Origin of the sequence: Vibrio gallicus, from assembly GCF_024346875.1 — a bacterium.
Taxonomy (GTDB): domain Bacteria; phylum Pseudomonadota; class Gammaproteobacteria; order Enterobacterales; family Vibrionaceae; genus Vibrio; species Vibrio gallicus.
In genome coordinates this window covers 1,146,058-1,159,488 of the sequence record NZ_AP024871.1, presented here as the reverse complement: position 1 = coordinate 1,159,488, position 13,431 = coordinate 1,146,058, and the positions used below count along the sequence as shown (strand labels likewise).

Annotated in this window: 12 protein-coding genes; 1 reads left to right on the top strand and 11 read right to left on the bottom strand. The window is 45.6% G+C overall.

The window, feature by feature from the left end:
• Positions 1-6: 6 nt before the first annotated feature.
• From OCU28_RS05385 to OCU28_RS05345, 9 genes are all read right to left on the bottom strand, one after another.
• Positions 7-438, bottom strand: a complete 432-nt coding sequence (locus OCU28_RS05385; protein WP_261817304.1) for a hypothetical protein — start codon at positions 436-438, stop codon at positions 7-9.
• Positions 431-1,498, bottom strand: coding sequence for a formate dehydrogenase subunit gamma (locus tag OCU28_RS05380; protein ID WP_261817303.1), 1,068 nt, complete (start codon positions 1,496-1,498; stop codon positions 431-433). The genes OCU28_RS05385 and OCU28_RS05380 overlap by 8 nt, the downstream gene beginning before the upstream one ends.
• A 14-nt stretch (positions 1,499-1,512) precedes the next feature.
• The gene (gene fdh3B, locus OCU28_RS05375; RefSeq protein WP_261817302.1) at positions 1,513-2,121 is read right to left on the bottom strand and encodes a formate dehydrogenase FDH3 subunit beta; all 609 of its coding nucleotides are present in this window, start codon (positions 2,119-2,121) and stop codon (positions 1,513-1,515) included.
• Between the two features lie 12 nt (positions 2,122-2,133).
• Entirely contained in the window at positions 2,134-4,989 is a 2,856-nt protein-coding gene (locus tag OCU28_RS05370; RefSeq protein WP_261817301.1) for a formate dehydrogenase subunit alpha, read from the bottom strand.
• 11 nt (positions 4,990-5,000) lie between these two features.
• The gene (locus OCU28_RS05365; RefSeq protein ID WP_261817300.1) at positions 5,001-5,216 is read right to left on the bottom strand and encodes a twin-arginine translocation signal domain-containing protein; all 216 of its coding nucleotides are present in this window, start codon (positions 5,214-5,216) and stop codon (positions 5,001-5,003) included.
• Positions 5,217-5,283: 67 nt separating this feature from the next.
• Positions 5,284-5,859, bottom strand: coding sequence for a TorD/DmsD family molecular chaperone (locus OCU28_RS05360; protein ID WP_261817436.1), 576 nt, complete (start codon positions 5,857-5,859; stop codon positions 5,284-5,286).
• A gap of 49 nt (positions 5,860-5,908) precedes the next feature.
• Entirely contained in the window at positions 5,909-7,570 is a 1,662-nt protein-coding gene (locus OCU28_RS05355) for a 4Fe-4S binding protein (protein ID WP_261817299.1), read from the bottom strand.
• Between the two features lie 253 nt (positions 7,571-7,823).
• A complete protein-coding gene (locus OCU28_RS05350; RefSeq protein ID WP_261817298.1) occupies positions 7,824-8,357 on the bottom strand; it encodes a DUF3306 domain-containing protein in 534 nt (177 codons plus the stop codon).
• On the bottom strand, positions 8,347-8,850 hold the full coding sequence (locus tag OCU28_RS05345) for a DUF3305 domain-containing protein (RefSeq protein ID WP_261817297.1): 504 nt from the start codon (positions 8,848-8,850) through the stop codon (positions 8,347-8,349). Before OCU28_RS05345 ends, OCU28_RS05350 begins: the two co-directional genes overlap by 11 nt.
• A gap of 166 nt (positions 8,851-9,016) precedes the next feature.
• On the opposite strand from OCU28_RS05345, the gene OCU28_RS05340 reads away from it, so the two are divergent.
• A complete protein-coding gene (locus OCU28_RS05340; protein ID WP_261817296.1) occupies positions 9,017-9,847 on the top strand; it encodes a formate dehydrogenase accessory sulfurtransferase FdhD in 831 nt (276 codons plus the stop codon).
• On the opposite strand, the gene OCU28_RS05335 is transcribed toward OCU28_RS05340, so the two are convergent.
• Both OCU28_RS05335 and OCU28_RS05330 read right to left on the bottom strand, forming a co-directional pair.
• Positions 9,837-11,807, bottom strand: a complete 1,971-nt coding sequence (locus tag OCU28_RS05335) for a sensor histidine kinase (protein ID WP_261817295.1) — start codon at positions 11,805-11,807, stop codon at positions 9,837-9,839. The genes OCU28_RS05340 and OCU28_RS05335 overlap by 11 nt on opposite strands.
• Positions 11,798-13,201, bottom strand: coding sequence for a sigma-54-dependent transcriptional regulator (locus OCU28_RS05330; RefSeq protein ID WP_261817294.1), 1,404 nt, complete (start codon positions 13,199-13,201; stop codon positions 11,798-11,800). The genes OCU28_RS05335 and OCU28_RS05330 overlap by 10 nt, the downstream gene beginning before the upstream one ends.
• Positions 13,202-13,431 lie beyond the last annotated feature (230 nt).

Below are 13,431 nucleotides of genomic sequence, written 5' to 3'. Positions count from 1 at the left end.
CTAATATTATCGGCGCCTAGCGTAAAGTACAGGGCCAATTGTTGGTGTATGCGGAACGTTATTCTTGAGGTCTTGCATTCCTTTCACCATTCGAACAATCCAAATTATAATCGCGACTAGAGCAATGAACCCACCGATAAATGGGATCACATACGCGATACTTTGCAAGATTGAACTTTGGTACCAATAATTGTTTACTCCTATCAGCACCCCATTCGAGGTAGCAACCGTCATTATCAACACCACAAAGAAGGTCAAATTCAAGAAAAAAGTCCGAATTAAGCCGTAGTAATGTGATGCAACAATCTCCGAATCGTCCCCTTTATCTAGCCGATAGCCTGCATAAACTATGGCAACAACACCCGATAGTAAGCATGTGAAGGGAGTAAAGATACTCAAGATATAAGCGACCCAAATCCCATTATGAGGTTTACTCATTAGCTGCACCTCCATTCACCTTGTTGGGGTTATCCGAGACGGGTTCAACAACATCGGCGGAGGCTTGTTTTTGTTTCATTTCTTCATACCACAGGTCATGGTGTTCTTTCGCCCAGGTTTCATCAACCTCTCCGGTGACCATTCCTTCCAATGCCCCTTCCATACCAAATAGACCAATATAGATATGGAATACAAAGCCACAGATAAGAATAAGCGCGGCAACACTGTGTACTAGGTTTGCCAACTCCATATCACGTCGCGTTTGATCAAACATCGGAAAATCAAGGACTAAACCACTTAATGCTGCAATAGCGCCGCATATAATAAGTAGCCAGTATATCGCCTTCTCACCACCATTAGAGAAGCCTGCTGAAGGGTGACTGCCTTTATGCTTGCCAACCATGCCACCAAGTTTCATAAACCATTGAATATCAACCTTATTAATGATCGATTTTCTCCACCATTTCAGTAATACCAAGATCAACAAAATGAAAAACAGCGGTCCAACATAGTTATGGTATTGCTTAGCTAACATCATCACAAAACCCCATAGCTCGCTTGGCACATAGGGCTTTAGAAAGTGCTTTCCATAAACCAGCATTAATCCACTAAATGCCAGAGTTAAGAAAGTAAATGCCATACTCCAGTGCAAAGCACGGTCCCAACGAGACCAACGCTTCATGGTTCTGCCTGTTCGAGGCTTGCTGAGCATAAGCGGCCCAACGGTCAAATAAGCCAGCACTACTAAAGAGATACTACCGAAGATAGCCACTGCACCCGCAGGAGACATCCACTTCTCTTTTAGTTCGCGCCAGGTTTCCCCTGGTACACTTATCAATACATTATGTTCAGGGAACTTAGAGGTGGTAGTTCCTGACACGCCCCCTTTCACATCTCGCCAATAGTCAGCCCCGGCCAGTTGCACCATCTCACTCTTCGCGACGCTTGTGGTCTCCGGCCCTGATTTATCTGCCGATGCCGGCATCAAAAACATGATCAGGGCACCCAGTATTAATACTGACAGTACCCCTAGAGACATGCGTTTTATACCCTTAGCCATATCTCTCTCCAGCACTAGCTCTTGGTCGCATCATAAGATAAGTCTTCACCATTACTCCAACCGGCTTCTTTCGCACCGCGATGCACTACGCGATTACGGAATATGTCCGAAATCTTAGCCGCATCTCCGGCTAAAAGAGCTTTGGTGGAGCAGAGCTCGGCACACATAGGTAACTTACCTTCAGCAATACGGTTTGCACCATATTTAGCACGCTCTTCAGCAGAACCTGGTTCTGTTTCAGGGCCACCGGCACAGAAGGTACATTTATCCATTTTGCCACGCTCAGCAAATGCAGACTGCTTAGGAAATTGCGGAGCGCCAAACGGGCACGCAAATAAACAGTAACCACAACCAATACAAAGGTCTTTGTTGTGCCTTACAATTCCATCTTCTGTCTGCTCAAAGCAATCTGTAGGACACACCGCCTGACACGGAGCGTCAGAGCAGTGCATACATGCAACAGATATCGAGTTTTCTCCGGGTTCGCCATCATTTAGGGTAACCACGCGACGACGTTGCATTCCCCATTCAAGAGCATCGTCATTTTCATTTTTACATGCAGTGACACAGCCGTTACATTCAATGCAGCGCTTGGTGTCACATAGAAATTTCATTCTTGCCATAGTGATAGTTCCTTACGCCTTTCGAATATTACACAGTGTGACTTTTGTTTCCTGCATCTGAGTTACAGGATCATAACCGTAGGTGGTTGCGGTGTTCGCAGCTTCACCTACCACATATGGGTCGCAACCTTCTGGGTATTTATGACGAAGGTCTTCCCCTTCAAACTTGCCACCAAAGTGGAAAGGTAAAAATGCCATGCCCGGTTTAACGCGGCGCGTCACCAAAGCCTTAACCTTGATACGTCCTTTTTCAGCCCCTTCTACCCACACATCTTCACCATCTCTAAAGCCAAGGTCGTTAGCATCAGCTGGGTTTACTTCAACAAACATTTCTTGTTGAAGCTCAGCCAACCAAGGGTTTGAGCGGGTTTCTTCACCACCGCCTTCATACTCAACCAAACGCCCAGAGGTTAATACAATTGGGTATTCAGCTGATTTATCTTGGTCTTGTATCGACTTATACAGGGTTGGTAGACGATAGATAGCCGTGGAATCATCCCAGGTTGGATAATCGGCAACTAAATCACGTCGCGGTGTATAAAGAGGCTCTCTGTGTAAAGGAACTCGGTCAGGGAAGGTCCATACCACAGCACGCGCTTTTGCATTACCAAATGGAATACAGCCGTGAGCAATAGCAACACGCTGGATACCACCGGAAAGGTCGGTCTTCCAGTTTTTTCCCTCTGCCGCTTGTTTCTCTTCAGCGGTAAGGTCATCCCACCAGCCAAGCGCTTTTAGCATCTTATCAGTGAACTCAGGATACCCATCTTCAATCTCCGAGCCCTTCGAAAAACTGTCCTCAGCAAGGATATTATTTCCTTCAAATTCCACACCAAAGCGTGCTCGGAAGTTGCCGCCGCCCTGAGCAACAGGCTTAGATACATCATAAAGAATATGCGTACCTGGGTGTTTCATCTCCGCGGTTCCCCAACAAGGCCAAGGCAGGCCATAGGTCTCACCGCTAGCAGGGCCGCCCTCACCTTCTAGTGTCGTTTTGTGGAAGGTATGCCAGTTCTTCTGATGCTGTTTAAGGCGCTCTGGGCTTTGACCTGTATAGCCAATCGTCCACATACCTTGGTTAAATTCACGCGTAATATCTTCAATTACAGGTTGATTACCTTTAACCTCGATATTCTTGAACAATTGATCTGAAAAGCCGAGCTTCTTAGTTAGCAAATACATAATTTCATGATCGGGCTTGGACTCAAATAGCGGTTCAATGACCTGATCACGCCACTGAATAGAACGGTTGGACGCGGTGACACTCCCCGTGGTTTCAAATTGGGTCGTTGCTGGCAACAAATAGATGCCGTCGCTGCGATCATTCATTACTGCCGCATGGGTTGGATATGGATCAACAATGACCATCATGTCCAATTTTGCCATCGCCTTTTTCATCTCAGGACCACGAGTCTGAGAGTTTACGGCGTGTCCCCAATAGAACATGGCGCGGATATTATCGTTTTGCTCAATTTTGTCTTTATCTTCTAAAACGCCATCAATCCAACGCGATACGGGAATACCCATATTGTTCATTGGTTTTTTACCGTTATATTTTGCTTGGTCAAAACGGTTCTTAACCCAGTCAAACTCGAGTCCCCAAACACGAGACCAATGCTGCCAAGAACCATCTGCCAATCCGTAGTAGCCTGGTAAGGTATGCGACAGTACGCCTAAATCGGTAGCACCTTGCACGTTATCATGGCCACGGAATATATTTGCGCCGCCACCTGATTTACCTATGTTACCCAAGGCAAGTTCAAGCACACAGTAGGCGCGCGTATTGTTGTTACCTGTAGTATGTTGCGTTCCGCCCATACACCACACAATGCATCCAGGGCGATTTTCTGACAGTAATTTAGCCGTTTGATAGACGTCTTGCTCACTGACTCCTGTTACACGCTCCACCTCTTCAGGGTTCCACTTCGCGACCTCAGCACGGATCTCTTCCATACCGAATACACGTTGACGAATAAACTCTTTATCTTCCCATTTATTCTTAAACACATGCCATAACACCCCCCATACAAAACTGACATCCGTGCCGGGACGCAATGACACATAATGATCAGATTTTGCAGCAGTACGAGTACGTCTTGGGTCAGCAACGACAATTTTGCAGTTGTTTTTCTCTTTGGCGATCAGAATGTGTTGCATGGCAACTGGGTGTGCTTCGGCAGGGTTTGAGCCAATAAAAAGCATCGATTTACAGTTGTGCATGTCGTTAAAGGAGTTAGTCATCGCACCGTAGCCCCACGTATTTGCTACCCCTGCAACCGTAGTTGAGTGACAGATACGAGCTTGGTGGTCGACGTTATTAGTGCCCCAAAGAGAAGCCATTTTTCTAAATAGATAAGCCTGTTCATTGTTGTGCTTAGCACTACCCAAGAAATAAACAGAATCAGGACCAGACTGCTCGCGGATCTCAAGGGCTTTATTCCCGATCTCTTCGATAGCTTGTTCCCAGCTCAATTTCTTCCACTTTCCGCCTTCTAGCTTCATTGGATATTTTAGGCGGCGTTCGCCATGACCGTGCTCACGTAAAGCCGCCCCTTTGGCACAGTGTCCACCAGCATTGAAAGGATGGTCAAATGCAGGCTCTTGTCCTGTCCACACACCGTTTTGAACCTCAGCATAGATCCCACAACCGACTGAACAGTGTGAACATATGGTGCGCTTAATCTCTGTTTTTGCTTCAGGATCAACAGACTTAGCCTCGGCTTTACGCATCATGCCGGGAGCAAATAAGCTCGCGCCTACCGCAGCACTACCTGCAGCTATAGATGTATTTTTTACAAATGAACGACGGCTAATACCTAATCCATTCTGTTTTTTGGTTACGCTCTGGGAACGTTTCACTAATTTCATGTCACAGCTCCTTATAACGTATCGTAGTAATCACGAATATGTTGGGTTTCTTGATAGCCCTCATTTTCATCACTCTTTACAGAAGGTGCTTGTGTCGATGATGCATGGGCAGCACCGGCTGTACCCGCGACTATTCCTCCAGCGACTACTGCGGTGGTCATGCCTTTAAGTAACTCACGGCGGCTGGGCTCCCAGCGCTTCGTATCGATATTTTTCCTATCTTTCATGTCAGCTTCCTTTACCTTGCGGCACGTTCACGTACCTGCTCGTGTTTATTATTCGGTTACTGGTGGGTTAACCGGTAACATTCTTCACGTTAATTGTATTTAGGCTTAAATTGGTCATGTGCACCTCACTAAATCGCACCTGCTCTATGTCGAAAAATGTCACCATCAACCTAGAAACATGACCATAAAAATCAGTGGCATTGGCTTGTATTGTTTGTGTATTGAGCTTGCTAAACCACGGCGCAATATGATGATTAAAAAAGCCCTGCGCTTCGTCTGTATGGTCTTCCAACAGATACGCCATAACCTCACATAAGGCTGAGATATGGTCTTCAGGTTCTTTCACTTGCTCTTCGCGCTCAAATCCTAATCGCTGCAGGTCATGGCGCACTAGTGCTAGTGGCTTTTCCATTAAAGACCCTGTCTGATGCCAAGAGCCAAATGGCACCACCTCACCACGACCAATACCGATAAATAATTGCTGATATTCATCTTGTAAAGCGTCGCTTTTAGTCGCTAATGCGGCATGACTTAGCGCTTTCCATGCCGAATTCATTGCACTGTTTTCCGGCTCAATTTCAAGGGTTGCCAGAAAATTTAAAACTTCTGGGGTGGGCGCACCACGATAGAAGTTAGCAAGCATTAAATAGATATCTCTGCGTAAAGTTATTTGTTCGTCCAAGGGGATACCTCTAATATTTAAGTTGCTCAGTTGGGTCGTCAGACATAGATTCAAACATGTCGATAACGCGGCAATCTTCACACATTGCGATTCTGCGTAGCGACATTTCATCTGAAAAGTGAGAGTGACCACGTAACTTATCTTGCAGCATATTGACCATTGATTGAGGCGCAAATGGCTTATTACAACGCAAACACAAAGCTGGCTTTTCTTCATGTAAGGTGAGTGCTGATTGTCGAGATTGTTTATCCCAATTGAACTGAGCTTGAAGGGTCAAGGCACTTTCTGGGCACGCTTTTTCACACATACCACACTGCACGCAATCTTGCTCAATGAAGCTAAGGCTTGGGGTATCCCCTTCATGGTGCAGTGCGCGAGTCGGACATACCGCCACACAACTCATACACAATGTACACTTATCACTGGCACAAGTGACTTGTCCAAATGGTGCACCCTCAGGTAAAGCTGTAACCGCCTGCTCTACTGGGTAACGTTGTGCCATTGCATCCAACGCTGCATATAGCCGTTCACGCTTGCTTCCTGAAAGCTCGCCTTGTCTGATACCTAGATCCTGATTAAGAAGCGACGGCGCACCTTGTCTTAGGCTTTCAAGATATAAGATATCAATGGTGTTTTGATTGAGTTTAAGTTGGCCTAATAGCTGTTGAGCTTGTGCAACCTCAGCAGTAAGAACTCGAATAATGGTCTCTGGCATGCGCTGGCTTGCGGCAAACAACACCTGACACGCGCCATTTACTAACGCGGCAAACCAAGTATCTATCCCTATAGAAGGTAAATCCTCGACCTCGATAGGAATGACGTTATCAGGTAATGCGTTAAGTGCCATCGTGTTATACATCGCATGGGATTTACTACAAATCAGAATAACGGGCTCAACCCCACCAGCTTTGAAGTAGTTAGCTAACGTTCGCTCAATGAATTTTTGCGTTTCTTGCGGTGTGGGTAAGGCATAATGGATAGCCTCGGTTGGACAGGCTGTAGCACATGTGCCAACCCCCTGACAAAGATACGGGTTTATCTCTATTTTATATCCTGTTTTATCGCTACCAATACTTTCCAATGCACCAGCAGGACACGCATCCACACAGCGCTCGCACCCTTTCATGCCTCTGGAGCTGTGTGCACAGATATCATTGTTTAAGCGAAAGAACTTGGGCTTATCAAAGGTTCCTTTTAGGCTCGGGATCTCTTGTAACGCATCAGCCAATTTAGGATAACCACGTCCCACAGGATAATAGCCAGGAACTGGTACCTCCTCACGCATACACCCGTCTAACGTCATATCTAATATGATATCAAAATGGGTTTGGTTGATAGCGGCTTGTGCAAGGTCAGTCGTCTGTTGTTGGTTTTGAGTCAGGACTTGAAAGCGACCTAAGAAGCCTGAGATTGCAATTTTATTGGTAAAGTAAAGAGAATGAAGCTGTGACTGCTCACCATCGGTTGAAAGCAAGGTAACGGTCGTCATCTCTGTCAACTGCTCTACTAAAGAGACAATAATCGAGGTGGGGCCAATAATCAGGATATTGCCCAAACTTTCGTATGAAACCGTCGGTGGGATAAGGTTTGTCAACTCTACGGTATTCTCAACAGCGTATAGCCGAGCGTGACCATTTGCGGTATCTGCTTGTTTTAATTGTTGTATCAGCATTTATTTTATCCAGTTAGTGACATCAATATCACTTCAGGTTGTAAAACCACACAGTTTCAACACGCAACTCAGCGCGATGAAAAGCTTATCCAGTTATACAAGCAATTACTGTTCCAACTTTGTATATGCCGCTAAATTATAGGCTACGGCTACAGTTAAGTAGCCAGCATGTAGGCATATAAGTAAAGCAGGACAAATTGTCCCACTACTAAACATAGCAACTGAGACAAATTGTCCCTTCTTTTTTTATGGGTTATTTTGTCTCACTGCCTTGGGCCAAATCTAACTCCTCATCCGTAACCTGTTCTGACTGCTGTAGCGTAGATGCCGTTGGATCGCAATCTTGCTGCTGTGGTGCAGTCTCAGAATCCATATCACTTTCAGGTTCTGGATCAGGCTCTTGCTCGACATCATTGACCCACTCTCTTAGCTTTTGTGCCACGTCTATACTGAGTTTGTCGACCGATGAGTAATCCAAGTCATAATCATTTAAGTTATCGACAGCACTGAACTCGCCACTCAAAAACAGCTTACGTAAAGCCGCTTTTTTTACCGAAGCGGCCGCCCCTGTCGCCAGTAATTGCGCCACGCTCAGCTCACTTTGTGGCGACTCTTCATCCAGATTGTCAGACTCCTCACGCGGCATGCTCGGTTGTTCTATCTGCTCCGATTGGATGTGAGGCGACGGTTCTAGGACCTGTTCAATATCTTTTTCATGCTCATGCTCAGCAGTATCCGTTGGCTGCAACTTTCTCTTAGACCATCGACTTAAAAATTCACTGGCCACTTGAACGCCCCGCTCCCTTACGCTTTTTACGGCGCTGTTCCAGTAACTCACCATGACGGCCGATAAATGCTTCCATCCAAGCCTGAACCGCTACTGGAATCTCAGCGGATAGCACTACGTAGTCACCATCCATAAACTGCGCGGCGGTACTTTGTGAGGCGGTAATAGCAACCAAATTAGGGGACTCTAGGCTCTGCAGAATATCTAACACCACAAATAGCTTAGGTTGGTGTGAACTGAGGTTAAAGCGATATTCGGTGCGCTCATCTTTATACAGCTCCAACCCCATAACGAAAGCGGATTCAGCCTCTGGGTGTAAATCAAAACCATTAAGTTGCCACTGGGATAACCCCCAACGATTATCCTTAACGGGGCACAGTTCTAGATCAACACTGAGCGCCCAATAGGATTCATTTTTTAATAACTTACTATTCAATGGAATATATACCTCTTTGCAACGTAGCAGTGTCGGATTGCAATTTAATGAGTTCATCGAGCGATAAATACAACAGCCACTCATCGCTACGCCCAACTCACTGCAAACAATGACAAAAACACTGCAATTAACGCGCCAACTCTAAGTTTAGTGCTTATACGCGAGATTTGTGCGGTCAGATTTGGTTTACTTTAGCGGTAAACAAAATCGATAAGGCGGAACCGTGACTCAACCTAGCATTATTAAAACCAGTGAAAACCCAATGCAAACCATTGCGGTTGAAGTATTTGACGAGTATGGGGAAAAACTTGAAAAGCAGATCGCCTGTGAACGTCCATTGACGGTAATGTTAAACTGGCGAGAAGTGGTCACCCTAATGACCTTGGGCTCTCGTCCTGAATCATTAGTATTGGGCTATCTAAAAAATCAAGGTTTCATCTCTGATCCTAACGCCATTGAATCCTTGATTATCGACTGGGAAACCAATACTGCAGCCGTGATTACCACAGAAAACGTCGACCATATCGAGGGAGCATTAAAGAAGAAAACCGTTACCTCAGGATGTGGTCAAGGGACCATGTATGGCAACGTAATGAAACAACTTGATGGCTATCAAGTTCCTCAAGTGCCACTCAAGCAATCTCAGATTTATGCCACTTTAGAGGCTCTAACCCACTTTAATGATACCTACAAAAAAGCGGGTGCGGTTCATGGGTGCGCAGTGTGCAAATCCAACCAAGTACTCTCTTTTGTAGAGGATGTAGGACGACACAATGCGGTAGATACCCTAGCCGGAGAGCTGTGGTTGAATCACCAAACGGGCGAGGACAAAATATTCTACACCACTGGCAGATTGACCTCAGAGATGGTGATAAAAGTGGCACAAATGGGGATTCCAGTATTGCTATCACGTTCCGGTGTAACACAGATGGGTTTAGACCTTGCGACACAATTTGGAATTACCACCATTGCACGAGCTAAAGGTTTACGCTTTCAAGTCTTTAGTGGCGCAGATAAGATATCTTTTGATGTCAAAGGACATACTAAAGATTAGCAACCTGCAACTGTGTTGGTGCCCGGTGTGGGAGTACGATAGTAAACGTGCTCCCAACCCCCAACTCAGATTCAACCAGTAACTCGCCACCAATTTGATGTAACAAACTCTGAGAAAGCGATAATCCAAGCCCTGTCCCCTGTTTCTTAGTCGTATAAAACGGGTCAAAGATTCGTGATAGATGCTTTGCCGCTATACCACAACCTTGATCCGCTATAGATATCTTAGCCCCAAGCACAGCACCATTCTCTATCCACTCCTCACTAGTAATCGTCAAGGTCCCTTTATTATCCATGGCATGCGCGGCATTCATTTGTAGATTGACTAATACCTGTAGTAACTGGTTGCGATTTATCTCTACTGAAGCGCGAGCCTTTAGGTCTGTGATGTATTGTACCCCTTTTTTGTTATTCCCGGTTTTTACCAATACCAGTGACTCTTCAACAATCGGGTTTACATACTGCCATGTTACTTGGTCTTGGATACCACCGTGGCGGCTGTATTGCAGTAGGCTATATGTAATATTTCGAATTCGGTCTATCTGCGCGATAATGGTCGAAACTTCATCGTCTACGTCAATATCTCCACCATCACTCATACTTAACTCAAGCTTGATCAATTCGATATTCCCCAAAATTACCGCGACTGGGTTATTGATCTCATGGGCAATGCCTGCAGTAAGCTCGCCTAATGCAGCCAGTTTCTCACTAACAACTAGGCGATCTCTGGTTTTGTTTAACAGCTCGATATGTAACTGAAGTTGGTGAGAGCGCTCATGCAAACTTTGAGTTCGACTCGCCACTTTATCTTCGAGTTCATTAGCCGCTCGTTGCAGATCGCTATGACTTGCATCTAGGCTATCCAGCATACTGTCAAACTGGCGCGCGAGCTGAGTCAGCTCATGGTTTTCATTTAGCCCAAGGTCTCCAATACGGGTTGGTTTACCAAACTGCACCAAACGCACTACGCGATGAATTCGTTCAAAAGGGGTAAACAGATCCCTCGCACCTCGATATACCGCAACCCCCGATAGCAATAACACCGCCAGTGTCACTAGAATAATATCAACAATATTAGATAAATAAGCTGCGAGAAAAGGCTTCATTCGATAGCCGGTATACAGCATACCAATCTTGTTACCACTGGCATTGATTAACGGCATATAGGCGCTGATATACCAGGTATCATTGACGGACGCCAAGTTCGACCATACCTCACCATTGATTAATACATGCTGCTTAACCTTCTGCGACACATAGCTACCAATAGCTGGATATTCATTAGCAGGAACATTACTACTAATACGAAGATCCCCTAAAAAAATCGTCACCGTTCCAGGCACCGCAGGTAGGCCTTCTATCCGTGGGTATATTTGCTCACGTAATTGATCAACTAGTGCGTCATCGTTATTAATGACTTTGATAGCCACTAGCACGCCAATGACCTTATAGGCATCATCTAGCACCTGAACTCGTGATACTAAGGCTAGCACTTGCGACTCGACTTTATCACTACCTAAAAGGGGAACTGCCGATTCTAATGCCAGCGATTTCGTCAGCTGCTCTGCAGGCAATACTTCAAGGAATGTGCCTATACCTTTGAGGTTAGAATTGTGCTCAAAACGCAACAGATCAACGCCTAGCGATATCGACTGCTGGTCTAGCCATGATGATAAATGGTGCTGAGACACCATATTTTGTATCGCCTTAGAGTCAGCCAAGCCCTGCACTCTCAGCTGTTGGATTTGCTGTTTATGCTCTAGAGTCGTATTCGCTTGATACAGGCGCTCAGATACGTCATACAGTGCATTTTGCCATGTGTAATGGACCGACCAATAGGCGGTGATCGCCACCAGCGCAATCAAGGTGAGAATGATCGGCGCTGAGGTCAGAAACATCAGACGATAGCGCACCATAGTTTGAAAGCGACGACGCCATTTAGTTATTATTTTCAAGGACATGGTTGCTCACAAGCCCACTCTTTATACTTACGCTCCAGGGTTTTTCTCGCCACACCTAATGCCCTAGACGCAGCTGATTTGTTGCCATTATGATGCTCAACCACCGCCATAATATGGGCTTTTTCTACATCTCTAAGTTCCCACTGTAAAGGGTAACCCTCAGCAGCTTCATCGCTATTCGCCACTTGATTTAGAGTCATACTACATACTTGCGTTGGCAACTGCTCGGCTGGAGATTGCTTAAGCAATATCGCCCGCTCAATACAGTTTTTCAGCTCTCGAATGTTCCCCGGCCAATCATACTGATGCATATGATTGACCTCTTGATGTGTCCAGCGAGGCTCATCAACAGACAACTCTTTGGCTAAAAGCTGGGTGAAAAAAGGCACTAGCTCATTGATATCTCGTTTGCGCTCACGCAACGGCTGAACATCAATTCGCAGCACATTCAAGCGATAAAACAGATCGGCACGAAAGCGCCCTTGCTTGACCTCGTGTTCTAGGTCTCTATTGGTTGCTGCTACAACTCGAACATCGATTGGAATTTCTTTTTCGGTACCAACTGGGCGGATTGTGCGCTGTTCTAGTACGCGTAACAATGAGGATTGCATCGACAGCGGCATTTCACCGATTTCATCTAAAAATAATGTCCCTGCATTAGCAACCCGAAACAAGCCTTCCCTCGATTTTTTAGCGCCGGTAAAAGCGCCAGAAGCATGACCAAATAGTTCACTTTCTAGCAGTTCTGGAGCTATCGCGCCACAGTTGACAGGTACAAAGGGGCCGCTGCGCTCACTTTGTTGATGCACGCCACGAGCGACTAACTCTTTACCAGTGCCAGATTCACCTTCAATCAAAATACTGGCTTTAGATGGCGCAAACTGCTTAATGAGACTCTTCAGCTGTGCGGTTTGCACGCTAGCCCCTTTAATTTCAGAAACAACATGCCGGTCGACTTCATGTTTAAGGGCGCTTTGCCAGCGTTCTCCCAATCGCTTGTCAAGACAGCGACTCACCGCTCCCAACATCTGCTCAAGACTAAAGGGTTTGAGAATAAAATCCGTCGCCCCCAGTCGCAATGCCGAAATAGCTGTTTGTATATCTGCATATCCGGTCATAAAAATAACATCATTGGGTCTTTCTTGTTGTGGGTAGCGAGTAACCCACTCCACTCCAGACTCACCGGGCAGGTTAATATCTAGAATCATCAAATCATAATAATTGTCCGACTTTAGAATCTCAGCTTCTTCAACGCTACTTGCGGTATCGACCAAACCAAACCATTTCCCTAATGCTTTTTTTAGCATTACCTGAATGCCGACCTCATCATCGACTATCAGCACAGAGAACGCTTTGTATTGAGATAGATTGGCAGGTAAGGCAATAGCAGACATTCGATATCCATATTTTTGTGGTTTGCAATAGTTTACCAATTGCACATAATTACCCAAGCGTGGATGTGCGACATTTTGTCTCACTTCAAGTTTTTATTATAAAAAACACATGTTTAGAGTGCTACCATCTCGATTTTGAGTAATAGCTCTCTCTTTTTAGCAGCCTGAAGCATTAGAATTTAGCCGAATTCACCGCTTGGCCTTTAAAAAATGGCATTAAAATTGCTACA